Consider the following 20,198-nt stretch of genomic DNA (forward strand, 5'->3'; position numbering starts at 1 on the left):
CGGAGTGGCTCAGCGGGTGAGCCGCACCCTGTTGGTGAGAGTGCCGATGCCCTGGACCGCCACCTCCACGATGTCGCCGTCGCGGAGGTAGAGGGGCGGATCCATCGCCATCCCGACGCCGCCGGGCGTCCCGGTGAGGACCACGTCGCCGGGCCGCAGCACCGTGAAGGTGGAGATGTAGGCGAGCAGGCTCGCGCAGTCGAAGACCAGGGTGCGGGTGTTGCCACGCTGGCGCTCCACGCCGTTGACCCGGCACGTCACCTCGGCGCCGCGGACCGGGTCGAGCTCGTCCGGGGTGACCACGACGGGGCCGAGTGGTGTGGTGGCGTCCCATGCCTTGCCCTGGAACCACTGCAGCGTGCGACGCTGCCAGTCGCGCACGGAGATGTCGTTGGCGACGGTGTAGCCGGCGATCGCGGCACCCGCCTGCTCGACATCGGCGTTGCGCAGGCTCGCACCGACCACCACGGCGAGCTCTGCCTCCCAGTCGATGTCGACGCCGTGCGGCAGCTCGATCGGCTCGTCCGGTCCGATGAGGGTGTCGGCGTACTTCGCGAACAGCGTCGGGTACGCCGGCCGCTCGCGCCCGGTCTCGGCGATGTGGTCGCCGTAGTTGAGCCCGCAGCAGATCACCTTCCGCGGCCGGGGGAGCGGCTGAACCGGCGTCGCGTCGGGGAGGACCTCGCCCGGCTCGAGCTCCGTCAGGGGCTGCGTCGAGGTGGCCAGCAGGGCGGAGAGGTCGTCGGCCGGGAGTCGCCGCCACTGCCCGTCGAGGAGTACGCCGGCCGTCGTGCCGTCGGGGGTGGCCAACGTCGCCAGGTGCATGAGTGACTCGCTCTCGTAGGGATATTGCAATTCCCGCACGATCGTTGCAAGTGTGTCAATAGGCGCGTTACGGTGAGATCCCGCCACCCTCCAGGAGACTCGGATGACCGACCTCACCCCGATCCCGGTGAACCCCGCGGCGCTCCCCGCGCCGAGCGGCTACTCACACGGGACGTTGAGTGGAAACACCCTCTACCTCGGCGGTCAGACCGCCCTCGACGCCGACATGCGGATCGTGCCGGGCGGCATCGTCGAGCAGTTCCGCCAGGCGTTCGGCAACGTGCTGACGACGCTGCGAGAGGCGGGCGGGGTGCCTGAGGACCTCGTCAGCATCACGCTCTACCTCACCGACATCCCCGACTACCAGGCCCACGGGCGAGAGATCGGCCGGGCGTGGCGCGAGCTGGCCGGGCCGGTCTACCCGGCGATGGCAGGCATCGGCACGACCGGCCTGTGGCAGCCGGAGGCACTGATCGAGATCCTCGGGGTCGCCGTCATCCCCGATGAGCGGCTGGTCGCCCCCTCCCGCTGAGCCCTGCTCACCCGGAGGCGCCGGACGGCTTCAGCTGGGTGCGGGCGCGGTCCTCGACGTCACCGCTGCCACGTGCCGCGCGGCAGGACCGGCGAGCACTGACTCCAGCCGCAGGAAGAGCTCGATCCCGCGGTGTCCGGGCCAGTCCGGACGGGTGATCTCGGGCGGCAGCCCGGGGTCCAGGTAGGGGATCGCCCGCCAGTCGTCGACCAGTCGGAGGTGCTCGTTGAAGGCCATCTGATCGGATCCGTCCCAGGCCTGTTCGGTCTCGGTGTGGTCGGCGAGGAACGCCAGGTAGCGCTGCTCCAGCTCGTCGAGGTCCCACCACTGGGCGACCGCGTCGGCAAGCTTCCCTGCCGGTTTCAGGTCCACGGCTCGCAGGAGCGTGGTGTAGGTGTGCAGGTCGCGCTGCCGCAGCAGCTCGCGGGCCTCGTCGAAGAGGTGCCCCGGTCCGATCCAGGTCCCGGGTGCGATCATGCCGCAGCCCAGCCAGATCAGCTCGTGGCGCAGCTGGTGGCGCAGGTGGCGTTCGGAGTCGGGCACGGAGAAGACCACGACCATCCAGCCGTCGCTGTCGGGTTGCAGCTCACGGTGCGCGAAGATGCGGCGATCGCCGCGCTCGAGCATGGGGATGGCCTTCGGTGCGAGGCGGTAGCCCGCGTGGCCGTCCCGGACCTCGGGCTCGACGAGCCCCTTGCCCTTCAGCCGTGACAGCGCCGATCGCGTTCCTCCGGGGTCGCGACCCTGCGAGCACAGCTCGATGAGATCGGCGACGGCGATCCAGCCGCCGATGTCGCGCAGGTGCACCCCGATGAAGGTCCGCAGCACCGAGGACGCGCTGTGCGGGCGGACGTTGAAGTCGTCGAGCTCTTCCGGCGGCACGTCCCCTCAGCTACCGATCTCCGTACGCACGGCGTACAGCTCCGGGAAGAACGTCAGGTCCAACGCCTTGCGCAGGAAGGAGACCCCGCTGGAGCCGCCGGTGCCCCGCTTGAACCCGATGGTGCGCTCGACGGTCTTGAGGTGGCGGAAGCGCCACAGCTGGAAGTTCTCCTCGACGTCGACCAGCTCCTCGCAGGCCTCGTAGGCGGACCAGTCGGCGGTGGCGTTCTCGTAGATCTGCTTGAAGACCTGCACCAGGTCCTGGTTGAAGGTGTGGGCCTTGGTCACGTCCCGGTCCAGGATCGTGTCGGGTACGGCGTAGCCGCGCCGGCCCAGGTAGCGCAGGAACTCGTCGTAGATGCTGGGCGCCTCGAGCAGCTCGGCAAGCACCTGACGCGCCCCCGGTTCGTGGTCGAACACCTTGAGCATCGCTGCGTTCTTGTTGCCGAGGACGAACTCCACCGCGCGGTACTGCCAGGACTGGAAACCCGAGGAGTTGCCCAGGACGTCGCGGAACTCGGCGTACTCCGTGGGGGTCAGCGTGGCCAGCACCGACCACTGCTGGGTCAGCTGCTGCTGGATGTGCTTGACCCGCGCGAGCTGCTTGAGCGCCGGCTGGAGCTCGTCCGCGGCGAGGTGCCGCTGGGCGGATCGCAGCTCGTGCAGGGCGAGCTTCAGCCACAGCTCCGTGGTCTGGTGCTGGATGATGAAGAGCAGCTCGTCGTGGTGCTCCGGATCGCTCACCGGGCTCTGGGCGGACAGGAGCTTGTCCAGCTGCAGGTAGCCGCTGTAGCTCATCTTGTCGGCCAAGTCGGTGACGATCGTGTTCTCGACTTCGCGGGTGTTGTCGACTGTCATGAGGTCTCCTCCTGGTGGTCGAGTGGGGTCTCGCTGCTGCGGCGTACGGCGATCATTCGCGCAGACGCGCCAGCACCGTGCTGCCGAGGGTGTGGACCGCGGCTCGCGGATCCGGGCCCAGCGGCGGCCCGAAGGAGAGGTGTCGCACGCCGAGCGCCATCAGGGACCGGCAGCGCTCGACCACCTCGTCGGGTGTGCCGGCGATGCCCAGCCGCAGCATCTGGGGAGTGATGAGGCGGGTCGCCGCCTCGATGCCGTCCGAGGCGAGGGCTGCCTGCACGGGCTGGAAGTCGGCCCGGCTGAGACCGGCCCGCTCCAGCAGGTACGGCGCGAACGACGCGCCGTAGTAGGCGATCTTCTCCGCCATCGCGCGGCGGGCCGCGTCGCCGTCGGCGTCCACCGAGACCCAGATGCAGGCGGCAAGGTCGATCTCGTCGGCCGAGCGGCCGGCCGCCTCTGCGCCCTCGAGGATCTGGGCGGCCGCCACCGGGTAGTGCTCCGGTGGGTAGAGCAGGGGGAGTGCGCCATCGGCGAGCTCGCCGGTGAGCGCGAGCATCTTCGGGCTCATCGCGCCCAGGTAGATCGGCACGTCGTGCGGCTCGAAGCGGAGGTAGGCCAGGGAGTCTGCGCCGCCGTCGCGCTCGCCCCGGAGGAGGGCTCGGATCGTCTGCAGGGCCTCGCGCGTCCGGGTGAGGGGTCGCGTCTGGGTGATGCCCGCCCAGGCGAGGAACTCCGCGGCGCCGGCGCCCAGGCCGAGCGCGAACCGGCCGCCGGAGTACTCCTGCAGCGTCGCGGCCATCATGGCGATCTCGGCCGGGTCCATGGAGTAAGGGTTCATGATCCCGACGCCGAGCTCCACCCGGGAGGTTGCGGCCGCTGCGGCGGTGAGCATCACGCCGGCGGAGCGCAGGTACAGGTCGTTGGAGACCCAGACCTGGTCGAAGCCGAGCTCCTCGGCGGTGACGCAGAGGTCGACGAATTCGGCGACGGTCAGGTCGTTGTTGAGACGCAGGCTGGTTCGTACGGCGGCGGTCATGCCGGCACCTGCTCGTCCTGAACGAGTGCCTCGACCTCGACCTCGACAAGGAGCCCGTCGCCGATCATGCCGGCCACGTGCAGCATCGTGTTGGCCGGTGCGACCGCAGCGAAGGCATCGCGGTGCGCCTGCGCCGCACCGCGCCAGTCCGCCTCCGGCGCGAGATAGACCCGGGTCCGGTAGACGTCGTCGACGGTGCCGCCGAGCGCCTGCACGGCGCGCAGGCAGCGGGCGATGGCGTCGGCGGTCTGCGCCCGGGTGTCGCCGAGCGCCTCGGCCGTGCCGTCGGGTGCTGAGGCGGTGGTCCCGCTGACCGCGATCAGGTTGCCGCGGCGCGCTGCTCGGGAGTAGCCGGCCTGCTCCTGCCACAGAGCGTCGTCGGCGTAGCGGTCGGGCCGGCCGGTGGCCGAGGCTGGATTCACGTGGATCCCCTTGAGCGGTAGTCTCATTGCAAATCTCTTACTATCGTCAAGATAACAGCATAACCCTGCCTGCCGACGAGAAGGACGACCATGCGAACAGCCATCGACCACGACGACCTGATGCTCTTCTCCGAACTCGGCGATGTGCGTCTCTCGCCGGACGGGAAGCAGGTCGCCGCCACGCAGGTCCGCATGGACCCGGTGAGCAACACCTACCGGAGCGAGGTGGTCCTCGGCCCGATCGATGGTCCGCTGACGGCGATCGATGCCGGCGCTCCCGGAGCCACGTCCTCGCCGGTGTGGGTGGGAACGGACGGCAGGTTGGCGGTCGTGGTCCGGCAGCCCGGGGGATGGGCGATCAAGGTCGGCTCGGGGAGTGGCGAGTGGGCCACGGTCGCCGAGGGCATCCCCGACGCGGTGCAGGAGCTCGCGATCGCTCCGGACGCGAGCCGCCTGCTGTTCGTCGTCCGCGAGCCGGTCGACCGGGAGTGGTTCGAGACGCCGGAGGACCGGAGGCCGCCGCTGCGGCTGACCTCGCTGCGCTACCGCGAGGACGGGATCGGCTGGACGGTCAACACGCGCCGCCAGGCCTACCTGGTCCCGCTCGCCGGCGGACCGGTCGTGCGGCTCACCGATGGTGCCCACGACGACAGCCAGTTCAGCTGGGAACCCACCGGATCGTCGGTGTTCTTCGTGTCCCAGCGTCACCCCGAGTGGGAGCGCTCGCCGATCAACGACGTCTTCCGGATGACAGTGGACGCCGACGGCGTCGCCGGAGACCCGGAGCGATTGACGGCTACGGACGGTGAGTTCGCCTCGCCCAGGTGCTCGCCGGACGGCCGACTGCTGTCCTACGGGCGCGTCGACGTGATCCGCTACCCGCAGGCGCTGCAGCTCGCCGTCCTCGACCTCAGCACCGGGAAGAGCCGCCTGGTGACCGAGTCGATCGACCGCGACACCCACGCCGACGCCGTGGTGTGGACCGGCCCCGAGACGCTGGTGACCCTGGTCGATCGCTCCGGACGGATCGAGCTGGTGGAGTTCGACGCCAGCACCGGCGATGCGAGCTCCCGCCTCGGCGGCGACTACCGGGTCACCGCCTTCGACGTACGCGACGAGGCGATCGCCTTCGTCCGCTCCGCGACCGTCGAGCCGCCGTGCCTGCTGGCAGGCGCACCGGAGCCGGTGGTCATCCACGCTCCCAACGAGGACCTCGCCGCCGCCCGGATCCTGGCCGATGCGGAGCACCGGCCCGTCGAGGTGGAGCCGGGCGTCACCGTCGACTCCTGGCTCGTTCGGCCGACGGCCGCGAGCGAGTCGTGGCCCCTCATCGTGTGGCTGCAGGGCGGTGGCTCCCAGTTCGGCTACCAGTGGTCGCACGAGGTGCAGCTGCTGGCCGCCCAGGGCTTCGCCGTGCTCTACCTCAACGCGCGTGGCTCCGCGGGCTACGGCACCGCCTGGATGCGTGCGGTCAACGGGGCACGTGCGGAGATCCCCGGTCAGGGCTGGGGCGCGATCGACATCGCCGACGTCTCGGCCGTCGTCGAGCACACGCTTGCCGCCGTACCCGAGCTGGACGCGGAGCGGGTCGGGGTGATGGGCGGCTCGTACGGCGGCCTGGTCACCACGCACCTCCTCGGGCAGACGGAGCTGTTCCGGGCGGGGTGGGCCGAGCGTGGTCCCTACAACCTCCTCAGCGATGCGGGCACCAAGGACGAGGCGCCGTGGTTCTTCGAGGCCTACCTGGGTAGCGACCACCTCCAGGACCCGGAGTCCTACTGGCAGGCCTCGCCGTTGCGGGTCGCCGCCGGGATCACCGCACCGCTGGCGATCGTGCACTCCGAGAACGACTTCCGGTGCACGATCGGTCAGGCCGAGGAGCTCTTCATGGCCCTCAAGCTGTTGGGTCGCGAGGTCGAGTTCGTCAGGTTCCCCGGCGAGGGGCACAGCCTCACCCGCAACGGGACCCCGGTCCACCGGCTGCAGCGCTCGCAGATCCTCACGGAGTGGTTCGGCAAGCACCTCACGCCCTCGCGGTGAGACGACGCGAGCGGCCCGGCTGTGCCGGGTCGCTCGCACCTCGGGCCGCTACTGCGCGTCGAGCGCGTCCAGCTCGCTGGAGTCGTCCAGGAGCTCCCAGCGCTGCAGTGCCAGGGGCACGTTGCCCTCCAGCCACAGCCGGTCGTGGAAGGCCTGCAGGTCGAAGTCGGATCCAGCATGTGCCTTCGCGTCGGCGAGCAGCCGCAGGATCTGGGTCTTGCCGACCTGGTAGGTCATGGCCTGGCCCGGCGTCGCGGCGAAGAACGCCGCCTCGTGTGCGGCAGAGCCTGCGTCCATCGGCACCTCGCGCTCGAGGAAGGCCGCTGCCGCCGGGATGTCGAACTCACCGGTGGCGAGCTTGACGTCGACGACCACCCGCAACGCGCGCAGCCGCATGAAGTTGCAGATGATCTCGCGGGTCAGCGGCTCGTCGTCGAAGAGTCCGGCCGCCAGCATCATCTCCTCGTTGTAGAAGGCGATGCCCTCGTTCGGGCAGGAGTCGTAGTACCAGCGACGAGCCGGGCGCGGGTGTCGCCACGAGATCGTCAGCTGCTGGTAGTGGACCCCCTCGTGCACGATGCCGGCGCGCGGGTCGTGGGCGTTCGCGGCGTAGAAGTAGGGGAGGTCGCCCGACGGAGCCGGGAAGTACGCCGCGCCGTCCTGGTCGAGCCGGCTCGGCCCGGTGAGGTCGTCCGCTGTGCCGGCCCAGGCGATCGGCGCGAGGTACCCGGGCATCAGATGGGTGTGGTAAGCCCGCAGCTCGTCCGGCTGGCTGAGCAGCCGCTTCTCGAGGTAGAACGCACGGACCTGGGTCTCGGCGGCGGCCTCCGCCGCGGACTGCTCGGTGGCGTCGGCGAACCTGGAGGCAGGCGTGGTGCCGACGGCGGTCCCGTTCCTGCGCCGCTCCAACAGCTCCAGGAAGACGGCGCGATCCGCCTCCATCCGTCCGATGGTGGCGAGGTCACTGGCCGAGTAGGGCAGCAGGGCGACCGAGCGCAGGAACCACTCGAACGCGTCGCGTCCGACGGGGCGAGCAGGCTCCAGGGACGAGCCGATCTGCTGCAACCAGGAGCGGAACTCGTTCAGGGCGTGCCCGGCAGCGTGCGCAGCGGCGGTGAGCGCCTGCTTGTCGGGCTCACCCCAGCCTGGGATGTCCAGCCGGGTCAAGGCGCGCGCCATCGATGCGAGGTCGGCGTCGACGGTGCCGAGCTGATCGACGGTCAGCGCTGCGAACTCCCGATAGCCGGTGGACGCCACGTTGGCACGACCGTCGGCGAGCACCCGGGGAGTGGCCTCAAGCGCGATGCGCACGTCCTCGAGCCGGGATGCGGTGAGCGCCGGCACGGTGAGGAGGTCGAAGACGACACCGACGGTCTGGTCGACGTAGAAGGCGGGGTCGCGCTCCCAGGTGCGGAGCACGTCCAGCTCCCAGCGGACCCGAGCGATCGCCGAGCCGATCAGCCGGTGGTCGACCGCGGCCGCACGGTCGGCGTCGTCGGGACGGGCGGCGCCCCAGCGGTGTTCGAACTCGTCGAGCTCTACCCGGTAACGCGCCACCGCGGCCGCTGAGAAGTCGGGCGTCCATCCCGCCGGACGCTCGACCCGCGGGATGTCGTCGCTGGTGCGCGGCTGCTGCCGGATCCGCCAGCCCCAGAAGTCCTCGATCAGCTGCCGCACGTCGGCTCCCATCTCAAAGGCCATCTCAAATCGTTGACGGTAGTCACAAAGTCAGTATATTCAAGCCCACGACAACGCCATCGGTCCACTCAAAGGAGAGAGCTCCGAGCGGCCATACAGAAGGAGTCCTGTTGTGACTACCCTCCGCCGGCAAAGCCGGTTCCGAGACCGCCGGAAGAGCCTCTCATTCCTCGCGACCGGGCTGGTCTCAGCCCTCGCACTGACCGCATGCGGCGGTGGGAGCGGATCGGGGAGCACGTCGTCCTCCGGCAATGCCGACACCCTCGTCGTCGACACCTCGTTCGTGATGACGTCGTTCGACCCGGACCGTGCCCTCACCCCCACCCTGTCGATCGCGACCCGCGGGATCTACGACACCCTGCTGACGACGACCCCGGGCGACAGCAGCCCGCAGCCGTCGATCGCGAAGTCCTTCGACGCGTCCAAGGACGCGAAGACCTACACGTTCCACCTGCGTGACGGCGTCAAGTTCGCCGACGGCACCAAGCTCACCTCCGCCGATGTGGTCTTCTCCTTCCAGCGCCTCGCGAACCTCCAGCTCGGCGGCTCCTACCTCATGGACGGCCTGACCGTCAGCGCGCCGGACCCGCAGACTGTGGTCTTGACCTCCAAGGACCCCAAGCCCGCGATCCCGGCGATGGTGTCGACCCCGGCGTTCGTGATCCTCAACTCCGCCGAGGTCAAGGCCGGCGGCGGCACCGACGGCACCGACGCGCCGAAGGCGGACAAGGCCGACACCTGGTTCAACTCGCACTCGGCGGGCAGCGGTCCCTACGTGCTTTCGTCGTACAAGGCGGACGACTCGATCACCCTGGTCCGCAACGACAACTACTGGGGGACCAAGCCGAAGTTCGCTCGCGTCGTCATCCGCAACATGACGGCGGCGACCCAGCTGCTCAACGTCCAGCGAGGGACCAACGAGGTCGCCCTCGACCTGTCGGCGACCCAGAGCAAGCCGCTGGCGTCCAACAAGGCCGTGACGGTCCTGACCGACCCGTCCTCGGCGGTCTTCCGCCTGCAGCTGAACATGGATCCGTCGGCCTCGTCGGTCTCGTCCAACGCCGACTTCCAGGCGGCCGTGCGCGACGGCATCAACTACGACGCGATGGTGCAGCTGGCCGGCGATGGTGCGATCCAGGCGCCCGGGCTGATCCCCAGCACCGTCCCCGGTGCCCTCCCGGCCTCGGACGCGGTCAAGCAGGACCTGACCAAGGCGAAGCAGGAGCTCTCGGCGTCGGGCATCTCCAGCCCGAGCGTGACGCTGAGCTACCCCACCGGGATCAACGTCAACGGGTTGGACTTCGCCACCTTGGCGGCCCGCGTCCAGGCTGACCTCGGCGCCATGGGCATCAAGGTGAAGCTCCAGGGTCTCCAGGTGGCCAACTACCTGTCCCAGTGGGGCAAGGGCAAGATGGAGATGACCGTCACCTACAACCTGCCCGACTACCTCGACCCCGCCTACTACTCCTCGTTCGTGCCGGGTGCATCCTCCGACGCGGTGCGCGCCGGGTGGTCCAAGGTCGATGCGCAGAACCAGAAGATCGTCGACCTCGGCAACCAGATCAACTCCACGGTCGACGACGCTCAGCGGGCCCAGCTCGCCCAGGAGCTGCAGCGTGACCTGAACGCGTCGAGCCCGTACGTCCCGCTGATGCAGACGGCGCAGACCGTCGTCAGCTCCGCCACCCTCAGCGGGGTCAAGCTGGACCCGCTCTGGACCCTCGATGTCGCTGCGATCGGAAGCAAGTAGCGCCGAAGCGGTGACCGCTGGGCCGGGACCCTCTGAGTCCCGGCCCAGCTGGTACCGCCGGCCGCTGCCGCGTTTCGTGGCGGGGAGATTCCTCGCCTCCTTGGTGATCCTCTTCGGCATCACGCTGATCTCGTTCATGCTCACCCAGGCCGTGCCTGCCGATCCGGCCGTGGCCGCCCTCGGTCAGCAGGCGACGCCCGCCCAGCTCGCGAACTACCGCGAGGTGCACGGCCTGGACGACCCGCTGGTGGTCCAGTACGTCCACTACATGAAGAACCTGCTGCACGGAAACCTCGGTGTCTCCCAGCAGACGCACAACTCCGTGATGGCCGACCTCGGCTCGTTCGTGCCGGCCACGTTGGAGCTCGCCCTCCTGGCGATGGTGATGGCCACCGTGATCGGTGTGGGCTTCGGCATCCTCGCCGCGCTCTACCGGGACCGCTGGCCCGACCACGTCCTGCGGGTCGTGTCGCTCTCCGGCATCTCTGTGCCGGTGTTCTGGCTGGCGCTGGTGCTGCTGTACCTCTTCTTCTACGTCTGGGGACTGCTGCCAGGAGGCGGGCGGCTGGATCCGAGCATGACGCCACCACCGCACGTCACCGGGATGTACACCGTCGACGCGCTACTCCACGGCCAGTGGTCGGTGTTCGTTAACGCGCTGCAGCACGTCATCCTGCCCTCGGCAGTGCTCGCCGCGAGCAGCATCGGGTTGCTGACGCGCTACACGAGGTCGGCCGTGCTGGACGTCATCGACCAGGACTACGTGCGGGCCGCGCGTGCCCAGGGCCTCTCCGAGCGCACCGTGGTCTTCGGCTACGTGCTGCGGGCGGCGCTTCCGTCGGTGATCACCGTGATCGGCCTGCTCTTCGCCAACGTCCTCACCGGAGCGGTGCTGGTGGAGAACATCTTCGCCTGGCCGGGGATCGGACGCTACGGCTACCAGGCCGCCTCGACCCTCGACCTGCCCGCGATCATGGGCGTCAGCCTCTTCGTGGCGCTGGTCTACCTGGTCGTGAACTTCGTCGTCGACCTGCTCTACGGAGTACTTGATCCAAGGATTCGAGTGACATGACCGACCTCGAGACCATGCCGATCGCACAGAAGCGCGCGACGCTTCCGATGCGTTTGCGCCGACGCCGTCTGCCGGCGTCGCTGCGGCGACCGTTGGCGATCACGGGTCTGGTGATCGTGGTGATCTGGGTGATCGTGATGGTGGCGGCGCCGCTGATCGCCCACCAGGACCCGATCAACCCGAGCTCCGAGCTGCTCTCGGCGCCGTCAGGTGCCCACTGGTTCGGCACGGACGAGCTCGGCCGGGATGTCTTCAGCCGTGTCATCCACGCCTCGCGCGTCTCGCTACCGCTCGGCTTCCTGCTGGTGGTGATCGCCGTCAGCATCGGCTGCCTCGTCGGCGCGGTGGCGGGCTTCTTCGGTGGGTGGGTCGACTCGTTGCTGATGCGGCTGGTGGACATCGTCTTCGCGTTCCCGGCGATCATCCTGGCCATGGTGGTGACGGCCGTGCTGGGGCCCAGCCTGCAGAACGCCGTGCTCGCGCTGGCGCTGGTCACGTGGCCGACCTACGCACGTGTCGTACGCGGGTTGGTGCTGTCGGCCGGCCGTGCTGAGTACGTGCAATCCGTGCGCCTGCTCGGCGCGTCCTCCACGCGTGCGCTGCGCAAGGACGTCGCTCCGAACGTTGTCGGTCCGGTCCTGGTCCTGGCCACGCTCGACATCGGCAACGCGATCCTGCTGCTGGCCGGACTGTCCTTCCTCGGCCTCGGCGCGCAACCGCCCAACCCGGAGTGGGGTGCGATGGTCTCGGAGGGCACGGCCAACTTCCAGGCGTGGTGGATCGGGACCTTCCCGGGTCTGGCGATGTTCAGCGTGGTGCTGGCATTCAACTTCATCGGTGACAGCCTGCGTGACGCGATCGATCCGCGCAGCTCGTGGGGAAGCGGGGAGCGCTCATGACCGCGCTGGTCGAGGTCGAGGGCCTGCGGGTCAGCCTGCCGGGCCCGAACGGTGCCGTGACGATCGTCGACGGACTTGACTTCACGGTCGAGGAAGGCGAGATCTTCGGGATCGCGGGGGAGAGCGGCAGCGGCAAGACCATGAGCGCTCTCGCCATGCTGCGGTTGCTCCCACCCCGGGCCATCGTCGAGGGGCGGATCGTCTACCAGGGTCGAGAGCTGCTCGGCCTGGACCCCAAGGCGATGCGAGCGGTGCGGGGCAACGAGATCTCGATGGTGTTCCAGGACCCCATGACCTCGCTGCACCCGATGCTGACCATCGGCAAGTCGCTCACCACGCAGGTGCGACAGCATTTCGGGGTGAGCCGTGCCGAGGCGCGCAAGCGCGCCGTCGAGATGCTCGCCGAGGTCCGGATCCCGGATCCCGAAGGGAGCCTCGCCAGCTATCCGCACCAATTCTCGGGTGGCATGCGCCAGCGCATCGCCATCGCCTCGGCGCTGATGTGCCGGCCGCGTCTGCTGATCGCGGACGAGCCGACCACGGCGCTGGACGTGACGGTGCAGGCGGGCGTGATCAGGCTGCTGGAGCGTCTGCAGCGGGAGAACGGTCTCTCGGTCATCCTGATCACCCACGACCTCGGTGTGATGAGCACGGCCGCTGACCGACTCACGGTGATGTACGCCGGACGCATCGTCGAGTCGGGGACGACGCGACGGGTGCTGCAGGACCCCTGGCACCCCTACACGCAGGGTCTCCTCGGCGCGCTTCCCCGTCCGGACCGCTCGGACGACAAGCTCGTGCCCATTCCCGGAAGCCCCCCGACGCCGGCGATGCTGCCGTCCGGGTGCGCGTTCCACCCTCGCTGTCCGAAGGCCGTGGACCGGTGCAGGTCCGAGGTCCCACCCCTGGAGCTGATCTCCGGGGACCGGATCGCCTGTGTCGTCGCCACCGCATCGGGGGCCATCGAGTCGAAGGAGGTGCGGTCGTGAGCAGCGAAGCGAACGCGCTCGAGCTCAAGGACGTCGAGATCGTCTACCAGCGCCGGCACCGTACGCCGGTGCGCGCGGTCGCTGGAGCGAGCATCGCGGTCAAGCCCGGCCAGATCGTGGGTCTGGTGGGCGAGAGCGGCTGCGGCAAGTCGACGCTTGCGCGTGCCGCCGTCGGCCTGGTCGCGCCGAGCGCCGGCTCGGTGCTGTTCCACGGCGAGCCGGTCAAGCCGCTCGGGCTGCGCTCGCGCCCCGCGTCCCTGACCGGACTGCAGATGGTCTTCCAGGACCCGCAGTCGTCGTTGAACCCGCGACGCACCGTGGGCTCGCAGCTGGCCGATGCCCTGGAGATCGTCCGTCGTACGCCTCGTTCGGGTCATCCGGCGCGGGTCAGTGAGCTGTTGGAGCAGGTCGGCCTCCCCGCTTCGGCGAGCAGCCGTTACCCGCACCAGTTCAGCGGCGGCCAGCGACAGCGCATCGCTATCGCCCGAGCGCTGGCCGCGGACCCGACCGTGATGGTGCTCGACGAGCCGCTGTCGGCGCTCGACGCGTCCGCGCAGGCGCAGGTCGCCAACCTGCTGGTCCGGCTGTGCCGTGACCTCGACATCGGGATGCTGCTGATCTCCCACGACCTGGCGATCGTCAACCAGGTCGCCGACGAGGTGGCGGTGATGTACCTGGGTCTGATCGTGGAGCAGGGGCCGACCGGGGAGCTGTGGCGGACGCCGCGACACCCGTACACCGAGGCACTGATCGGTGCGATCCCGCAGGCCGACGGCGAGCACTCCCAGCCGACCGTGCTGCCGGGCGAGGTACCGAACCCGGCCGCGCCGCCGGCAGGCTGCCGCTTCCACCCGCGCTGCCCCCTGGCGTTCGACCGTTGCAGGACCGACGCGCCCCCGCTGCTGACGGTGGAGCCCGGGCGCACCCAGGCCTGCTGGCTCCAGCGCGCGGACGTGCCGGCATGAGGACAGGGACACGCCTGCCCGACGGCGCCACCCCCTATGCCAATCCGACCCCGCAGGACATCGTGGAGTGGCTGCCGCAGCGCCTGGCCGACCACCGGTTCCGCTACGGCGAGGACGCCCAGCAGTTCGGGGACCTGCGCCTTCCCGCGCAGAACGCGGACGTCGCCGGCCACCCGGTCGTGGTGGTGGTGCACGGCGGCGGCTACTCGCCGAACTGGTCCCTGGACCACATCGCTCCGCTGGCCGAGGAACTCACCGCGAGCGCGGGAGTCGCGACCTGGAACCTGGAGTACCGCAAGCCCGGCCAGGCCGGCGGTGGTTGGCCCGGGACCTGGCTGGACATCGCCCAGGGCATCGATCACCTGCGCACCATCGCCGAGCGCTTCGGTTTGGACCTCACCCGTGTCGTGGTCGTGGGCCACTCGGCCGGTGGCACGTTCGGGAGCTGGGCAGCCGGCCGTCCGGCCCTCGCTGGGGACAGCGAGGTGCACACCCCCGATCCGCTGCCGATCACAGGTCTGGTGACGCTGGCCGGGATGCTGGACCTGCACGCGTTCATGACCGACGGTGCCGAGCCTCCGCGCTTCCTGAGCATCCTGCTCGGGGCCGACGGCTCGCTCGCGCCCGACGAGCTCCAGGATCGCATCGAGCAGGTGTCGCCGATGATCAGGTGGCAGCACGTCGACGCGCCGCAATCGTTGATCGTCGGCAGCGAGGACGCGTCGAGCCTGATCGAGCAGTCGCACACGTACGTCGAAGCGGTCGCGGGCTGGGGGAGCAGCCCGATCGGGCTGGACTACCTGGAGGGCGCCAACCACTTCGACCTGGTCGACCCGCACGGCTCCGCCTGGCCCGTCGTCCTCGACCGGGTCAGGTCGATGTGCGGGGTCGAGCCAGCGGAGCAGATCGAAGGAAGCGAATCATGATCGAGCACACCGGAACCTCCACCACTCGCGCCGACTGCCTTGCTTGGGACCGCGCGGAACCGCTCTCGGCATACCGGGAGAGGTTCCTGCTGCCGGAGGGAGTGATCTACCTCGACGGCAACTCCCTCGGCGCGCTGCCGGTCCAGACGCCGTCGGCGGTGGAGTCGGTGATCCGCCGCGAGTGGGGCCAGGGACTCATCCGCAGCTGGAACGATGCCGGCTGGTTCGCCAAGCCCGAGCTGCTCGGCGACCTCGTCGCGCCGTTGATCGGCGCAGGGCCCGGTGAGGTCGTCATCGGCGAGTCGACGTCGGTGAGCCTCTTCCAGACGCTGACCGCCGCGGTCAGGCTGCGGCCCGGTCGCCGGGTCGTCGTGGCAGAGGAGCGTGCCTTCCCGACCGACCTTTACCTGCTCGGCTCGGTCCAGGAGATCGCCGGCGGTCTGGAGCGGCGCCTGCTGGGTCCCGACGGCACCCTGGACGAAATCCTCGACGAGGACGTCGCCGTGGTGCTGCTCTCGCACGTGGACTACCGCACGGGCCGGCTGCACGACATGGCCGCCGTCACCCGCCAGATCCACGAGGCGGGTGCGCTCGTCGTGTGGGACCTGTGCCACAGCGCAGGTGCGGTGCCGATCGACCTGACGGCCGCCGAGGCTGACTTCGCCGTCGGCTGCACCTACAAGTATCTCAACGCCGGTCCGGGCTCGCCGTCGTTCCTCTATGTCGCCCCGCGCCACCACGAGACCGCTGCGCCCCCGTTGACCGGGTGGCACGGCCACGCGGACCCGTTCGCCTTCACCGTCGGCTATGAGCCGGCGCCCGGCATCGCCCGCTTCCGGATCGGTACGCCGCCGATGCTCTCGCTCGCGGCCCTCGAGTCGACCCTGCGCATGTGGCAGGAGATCGACCTGGCCCAGGTGCGTGTCAAGAGTCTCGCGCTGACCGACCTCTTCGTCGGCCTGGTCGAGAGCACGCTCGGCGAGTGGGTCAGCGAGATCGTCGTCCCGCGCGACCACGCGGCCCGGGGGAGCCAGGTCTCGCTCCGCGTGGAGGGCGGCTACTCCGTCATGCAGGCACTCATCGAGCGCGGGGTGATCGGTGACTTCCGCGCCCCCGACCTGATGCGCTTCGGCTTCGCTCCGTTGTACCTGTCGGCGACCGACGTCTGGGACGCCGTCGCGGTGCTCGGTTCGATCCTCGAGTCGAAGTCGTGGCAGGAGCCGCGCTACGCGGTCCGCAACAACGTCACCTGACCGCGGCACCGCTCGGCTCGTGCAGGTCGCTCGACGCCTGCTGCCAGATGTGGTCGAACAGCGCGTGGGCATCGGCGCGGTTGGCCTCGCGCCGGGTCAGCACCTGGACGATGTGGTCGCCGACCCTGGCGCGATCCATGCCCAGCTCGTCGAACCACGTCCTCAGGGTGTGCGCGTCGACCTCCGGGTGGAACTGGAGACCCCACGCCCGGCCGTGCCGGAAGGCCACCTGAGCGTGGTCGGCGACCGCCGTCGTCCGCACGTACGCCGGAGGAACGAAGCGATCCTCGTGCCCGAAGTACCAGCTCCGGGTGAGGGCGGACTCGTCGGATCGTGGCTCGATCCAGCCGAAGACCTTCTCGTGGAGGGGCGTGACGCTGCCGCCGAGCACGCGGCACAGCAGCTGGGCACCGAAGCAGATGCCCAGCAGCGGGCGGTCCTGGGCGACACGGCGCTCGGTGAGGTCGGTCTCGATCGCGATGGCGGCTGCGGCGTACGGCTCGTCGTCGATCCGATCCATCGGCCGCGCGACCGACCATCGGGAGCCGAGCAGGATGAGAAGGTCGGCGGCGTCGGCGGCGGCGCGTGCGCGGTCCGCATCGGCGACCAGGTCCCGGTCGCGCTCGAGCATCGTGACGTCGAAGCCTCGCAGGGTGAGCCAGTCATGGAGGTGACCGAGCTCAGCTCCTGCGCCGGAGTTGTGGACGACGGCAGCGGTGGGCATCAGGGGTCTCCTCGTGGTCGGCGTACCCATGGAGCATTGCCCGACCATCGGATTAGCGCAAACAAAGAATATTGCTCTGTTGATAAGGTGGGCTTATGCCGCAGAGTGCCCTGGACCCCCGCCTTCTCGCGACGCTCGAGGCAGTGGTCGCCGCGGGAACGTTCATCGACGCCGCCGACGACCTCGGCGTGACGCAGCCTGCGGTGTCGCAGCAGATCGGTGAGCTCGAGCGGCGCCTGGGTGAGCCGGTCGTCCATCGTCGCCCGCTGCGACTGACCCCGGCCGGTGAGGTGCTGCTCGCCGCCGCCGGCCGGATCCGGGCAGCCCTCGCGGTCGCCGACCAGGACCTGCGCGCCCTGCGCGAGGGCGAGTCGGGCTCGATCACCGTCGCGACCTTCACCTCGGCCGCGGCCGGCCCGGTGCCCGACGCACTGGCCAGGTTCCACCGTGACCTGCCCGCCGTCGCGATCCGGTTGCTGCAGGTCGAGCCACCGGAGGCCTATCTCGGGGTGCTGCGAGGTGAGGTCGACATCGCCGTCACCTACGAGTACCCGCAGTCGCCCTTCGAGCTGCCGGAGGGCGTCGATCTCCAGGAGATCGCCATCGACGAGTTCGTCGCGGTCGTGCCGACCGGCCATCGGCTCACCGCCCAGCCGACGGTCACGCTGCACGAGGTCGTCGCCGCGGACCTGATCGGCACGCCGATGACCAAGCTGCCGATGCCGGGTCCGGTCGCCGAGACCTCGCCGTCGCGCTCCTACGCCGTGCGCTTCGTCGGTGAGGACTACACCACCACGCTGCAGCTGGTCTCCCGCGGTCTCGGCGTCGCCCTACTGCCCAGACTCGTCACCACCCATCTGCCGGACGGCGTCGCGCTGCTCCCGCTCGCCGGGCAGCCCTGGCATCGCCGGATCCTGCTCGCCGGTCTTGCCCGGGACACGTCGTCGCCGGCGCAGCGAACGATGCGCCGGCACCTGGCAGCGGCGGTGCGTGACCACGGCCGCTGAGCCGGACTCAGTGCACGCCGTCCCCTCTGCTGCGGATCAGCTGCCTGATGTCCGTCCCGGACCCGGCGGCGGAGCGGTGCCACAGCGCGACCGACGCCACACCGAGCACGATCGGGCCGCCGAGGGTGAAGACCCGCCACACGATGAGGGCGGCGACGGCCGGAGCCTCCAGGGCGTGCCCGCCGTAGGCCGTGACCCCGCCGATGATCGCCGCGTCGAGGAGCCCGATGCCGGCGAAGGGGAAGACACTCAGCGGATAGCCGACGGCGTACGCCGCCACGATGACGCCGAACGGTGCCTCCGTCGCGTCGATCCCGACGAAGCGCAGGCACAGTGTCAGCATCACGACGTCGACGGCGAGCAGTCCGGCCAACGCCGCCAGCGCGCGGGGGAAGCCGCCGTGGAACCGGATCGCGACCTTCACCCGGAAGTCGGCGCAGGAGGTGGCCCACGCCTCCGGATCGACAGTGCGGACACGCCCCACGAGTTCGCCCCCACGCCGGCCGATGTTGCGTGCCAGGCGATCGCTGCGCATCACCAGCAGCAGGACGGCCGCGAGGCCGATCGCGAACGCGATGCTGGCCAGATCCAGCAGGCGCACGCCGAGCTCGTCGCCACGGGCCAGCAGGACGGCCAGCCCCACGACGGGTACGCCGAAGCGCGCGATCCAGAAGGTGAGCTTGTGCAGCAGCGCTCCGGCCACGCCCGCCGCCGCCGGGATCCCCCAGGAGCTGAACATCGCCGTACGCAGGGCCAGATCGCTCGGCGTCGGAGCCACCGTGCCGATCACGAACGCGGCCTGGTCGTTGAGGACCGCTCGGTAGGGCGAGAGCCCGGCGATGTAGAGCGAGAGCGGCAGCGAGTTGGAGGTCTGCCGCACCACCAGCAGGACCAGCAGCAGTGGTGCCTGCCACCAGCTGAGGTGCCCCAGGGCGTCCCACACCTCGACCCAGTCGACCTCGCCGATCAGCCGCACGGCCGCGACGGTGACCACCACGACCACGGCGAACAGGACGACCCGGATGACCCAGGCGCGCACGCGGCGGTTCAGCGGGTCACCCGAGCGGGGAAAGGTGCTGGCATGGCGGGCCTCCGTGCACCCGTCGGCGACGTGCTGACCAGCGCTCGCTGGATCAGGAGGAGGGCGACGGGCTCACGTCATCCAACCACGGTTCGCGGCGTGTGCTCGGCGACGGCGATCGGTGTCGCCCGAGGCGCCCGCCGCGTGAAGGCCCGCGCGGTGCCGGTGGCCGCTGCCGACCAGCCGCCGAGCAGGCCCAGCAGGAACAGTGCGGCGATCGCCTGGAACAGGTCCAGCCCGGTCGCGACGGCGAGGGCACTGGTCGCCAGCACCACGTTGCCGACCGGGAAGGTGAAGGACCACCACGACGGTGCGAAGGGCATCCCGGCGCGGACCTGCCGGGCGGTCAGCGCCGAGGCCAGGGCGACCCAGAGCATGGTGAAGCCCCACACCGGGACGCCGTAGCACAGTGCCAGCTCGCCCAGGGCCTCGCCGTACCCGGGGACGAGCGCGGGCGCGAGCAGTCCGAGGTGATGTACGGCGGTGATCGACTGCCCGAGGAAGCCGAGCACGATCCACACCGTCGGCAGCGTCGTCGGGGTCAGCGCACCGTGCCGGACCAGCCGCTGCCAGAGCTGGTTGAGGACCAGGAAGCCGGCCACCACGCTGAGCCCGAAGAAGGCGTAGCAGGCCAGCAGCATCGTCTCCTGGGGCTGGCCCGGCGGCAGGTGGGGCACGAGTGCTGCGCCTGCGGTGGCTGAGACCAGCGGCGGGACGACGGGCATCAGCCAACCACCGGTGGCGCTGGCGTCGTCGAGCTCGTGCCGGGTGATCGCGCGGTAGGGGACCGCCACCGCCGCGGCCAGACCGAGGATGGTGCCGGTCGTCCACAGGGCGGCGTCGGTCCAGACGGCGACGGTGCGGCCGAGCAGCCCCTGGCCGCTGGCGAGCGCCCCCGCGCCGACGGTCAGCAGTGCCATCGCCGGCGCTCCGAAGAACGACGCCGTCGCCGGGTCGTCGTAGTGCCGGACCAGCAGAGAGCGGTCTTCTCGCAGCTCGCCGAGCAGCACCGCAGTGACGGCCGCCAGGAGGACGGCCGCAGCGAGCCAGAAGGCGAGCGCCACGTCGTGGGCTCCGGGCAGGGAGAAGGGCAGTCCCTCGAAGGCGAGCGCGACGATGCCGGTGCCCATCACGGCGGCGTACCAGTGCGGTCCGAAGGGGAGCGGGAGCCTCATGGCTCGACTCTCGTCGAACGCCCCTCCCGCCGGTAGCGGGCAAACACCTGTGGCGCCACAGGGA

General features: G+C 70.2%; 19 protein-coding genes. 10 read left to right on the forward strand and 9 right to left on the reverse strand.

Going from position 1 to position 20,198, the window contains the following annotated elements:
- Nucleotides 1-9: 9 nt before the first annotated feature.
- Nucleotides 10-864: a fumarylacetoacetate hydrolase family protein gene (locus H036_RS0118400; protein ID WP_232421909.1), complete on the reverse strand. Its 855-nt coding sequence runs from the start codon at nucleotides 862-864 to the stop codon at nucleotides 10-12.
- 64 nt (nucleotides 865-928) lie between these two features.
- Here H036_RS0118400 and H036_RS0118405 point away from each other — a divergent pair, with 64 nt between their 5' ends.
- Nucleotides 929-1,357 (forward strand): RidA family protein, encoded by a 429-nt coding sequence (locus tag H036_RS0118405; RefSeq protein WP_017936279.1) that lies wholly within the window; start codon nucleotides 929-931, stop codon nucleotides 1,355-1,357.
- A 30-nt stretch (nucleotides 1,358-1,387) separates the two neighbouring features.
- On the opposite strand, the gene H036_RS0118410 is transcribed toward H036_RS0118405, so the two are convergent.
- From H036_RS0118410 to H036_RS0118425, 4 genes are read right to left on the reverse strand one after another with little or no spacing between them, the layout of a single operon-like run.
- Nucleotides 1,388-2,239: a PaaX family transcriptional regulator gene (locus tag H036_RS0118410; RefSeq protein WP_017936280.1), complete on the reverse strand. Its 852-nt coding sequence runs from the start codon at nucleotides 2,237-2,239 to the stop codon at nucleotides 1,388-1,390.
- Between the two features lie 6 nt (nucleotides 2,240-2,245).
- The gene (kynA, locus tag H036_RS0118415; RefSeq protein ID WP_017936281.1) at nucleotides 2,246-3,097 is read right to left on the reverse strand and encodes a tryptophan 2,3-dioxygenase; all 852 of its coding nucleotides are present in this window, start codon (nucleotides 3,095-3,097) and stop codon (nucleotides 2,246-2,248) included.
- Between the two features lie 52 nt (nucleotides 3,098-3,149).
- Complete coding sequence (locus tag H036_RS0118420; RefSeq protein WP_017936282.1) at nucleotides 3,150-4,133, reverse strand: LLM class flavin-dependent oxidoreductase; 984 nt, start codon at nucleotides 4,131-4,133, stop codon at nucleotides 3,150-3,152.
- Nucleotides 4,130-4,555: a Rid family hydrolase gene (locus H036_RS0118425; RefSeq protein ID WP_198290019.1), complete on the reverse strand. Its 426-nt coding sequence runs from the start codon at nucleotides 4,553-4,555 to the stop codon at nucleotides 4,130-4,132. The genes H036_RS0118420 and H036_RS0118425 overlap by 4 nt, the downstream gene beginning before the upstream one ends.
- A 90-nt stretch (nucleotides 4,556-4,645) precedes the next feature.
- On the opposite strand from H036_RS0118425, the gene H036_RS0118430 reads away from it, so the two are divergent.
- Nucleotides 4,646-6,595, forward strand: a complete 1,950-nt coding sequence (locus H036_RS0118430) for a S9 family peptidase (RefSeq protein WP_017936284.1) — start codon at nucleotides 4,646-4,648, stop codon at nucleotides 6,593-6,595.
- A gap of 48 nt (nucleotides 6,596-6,643) precedes the next feature.
- On the opposite strand, the gene H036_RS0118435 is transcribed toward H036_RS0118430, so the two are convergent.
- The gene (locus tag H036_RS0118435) at nucleotides 6,644-8,296 is read right to left on the reverse strand and encodes a DUF885 family protein (protein ID WP_017936285.1); all 1,653 of its coding nucleotides are present in this window, start codon (nucleotides 8,294-8,296) and stop codon (nucleotides 6,644-6,646) included.
- Nucleotides 8,297-8,405: 109 nt separating this feature from the next.
- Between H036_RS0118435 and H036_RS0118440 the strand changes: the two genes are divergently transcribed.
- From H036_RS0118440 to kynU, 7 genes are read left to right on the forward strand one after another with little or no spacing between them, the layout of a single operon-like run.
- Nucleotides 8,406-10,043, forward strand: a complete 1,638-nt coding sequence (locus H036_RS0118440; RefSeq protein WP_017936286.1) for an ABC transporter substrate-binding protein — start codon at nucleotides 8,406-8,408, stop codon at nucleotides 10,041-10,043.
- Entirely contained in the window at nucleotides 10,018-11,115 is a 1,098-nt protein-coding gene (locus tag H036_RS0118445; RefSeq protein ID WP_081615623.1) for an ABC transporter permease, read from the forward strand. The genes H036_RS0118440 and H036_RS0118445 overlap by 26 nt, the downstream gene beginning before the upstream one ends.
- Nucleotides 11,112-12,014, forward strand: coding sequence for an ABC transporter permease (locus tag H036_RS0118450; protein ID WP_017936288.1), 903 nt, complete (start codon nucleotides 11,112-11,114; stop codon nucleotides 12,012-12,014). The genes H036_RS0118445 and H036_RS0118450 overlap by 4 nt, the downstream gene beginning before the upstream one ends.
- Nucleotides 12,011-13,003 (forward strand): ABC transporter ATP-binding protein, encoded by a 993-nt coding sequence (locus H036_RS0118455; protein ID WP_017936289.1) that lies wholly within the window; start codon nucleotides 12,011-12,013, stop codon nucleotides 13,001-13,003. The genes H036_RS0118450 and H036_RS0118455 overlap by 4 nt, the downstream gene beginning before the upstream one ends.
- Complete coding sequence (locus H036_RS0118460; protein WP_017936290.1) at nucleotides 13,000-13,968, forward strand: ABC transporter ATP-binding protein; 969 nt, start codon at nucleotides 13,000-13,002, stop codon at nucleotides 13,966-13,968. Before H036_RS0118455 ends, H036_RS0118460 begins: the two co-directional genes overlap by 4 nt.
- Nucleotides 13,965-14,894 (forward strand): alpha/beta hydrolase, encoded by a 930-nt coding sequence (locus H036_RS23665; protein WP_017936291.1) that lies wholly within the window; start codon nucleotides 13,965-13,967, stop codon nucleotides 14,892-14,894. The genes H036_RS0118460 and H036_RS23665 overlap by 4 nt, the downstream gene beginning before the upstream one ends.
- The gene (gene kynU, locus H036_RS0118470; protein ID WP_017936292.1) at nucleotides 14,891-16,147 is read left to right on the forward strand and encodes a kynureninase; all 1,257 of its coding nucleotides are present in this window, start codon (nucleotides 14,891-14,893) and stop codon (nucleotides 16,145-16,147) included. Before H036_RS23665 ends, kynU begins: the two co-directional genes overlap by 4 nt.
- On the opposite strand, the gene H036_RS24610 is transcribed toward kynU, so the two are convergent.
- Nucleotides 16,140-16,871 (reverse strand): type 1 glutamine amidotransferase, encoded by a 732-nt coding sequence (locus H036_RS24610; RefSeq protein ID WP_017936293.1) that lies wholly within the window; start codon nucleotides 16,869-16,871, stop codon nucleotides 16,140-16,142. The genes kynU and H036_RS24610 overlap by 8 nt on opposite strands.
- 95 nt (nucleotides 16,872-16,966) lie before the next feature.
- On the opposite strand from H036_RS24610, the gene H036_RS23675 reads away from it, so the two are divergent.
- On the forward strand, nucleotides 16,967-17,878 hold the full coding sequence (locus H036_RS23675) for a LysR family transcriptional regulator (RefSeq protein ID WP_017936294.1): 912 nt from the start codon (nucleotides 16,967-16,969) through the stop codon (nucleotides 17,876-17,878).
- A 7-nt stretch (nucleotides 17,879-17,885) separates the two neighbouring features.
- Here H036_RS23675 and H036_RS0118485 read toward each other — a convergent pair whose 3' ends face one another.
- Together H036_RS0118485 and H036_RS0118490 are read right to left on the reverse strand one after the other, a co-directional pair.
- Nucleotides 17,886-18,917: a lysylphosphatidylglycerol synthase domain-containing protein gene (locus H036_RS0118485; RefSeq protein WP_017936295.1), complete on the reverse strand. Its 1,032-nt coding sequence runs from the start codon at nucleotides 18,915-18,917 to the stop codon at nucleotides 17,886-17,888.
- A 119-nt stretch (nucleotides 18,918-19,036) separates the two neighbouring features.
- Nucleotides 19,037-20,134 (reverse strand): TDT family transporter, encoded by a 1,098-nt coding sequence (locus H036_RS0118490; RefSeq protein WP_017936296.1) that lies wholly within the window; start codon nucleotides 20,132-20,134, stop codon nucleotides 19,037-19,039.
- Between the last annotated feature and the right edge of the window lie 64 nt (nucleotides 20,135-20,198).

This window comes from Nocardioides sp. Iso805N (assembly GCF_000364605.1).
Lineage (GTDB): Bacteria > Actinomycetota > Actinomycetes > Propionibacteriales > Nocardioidaceae > Nocardioides.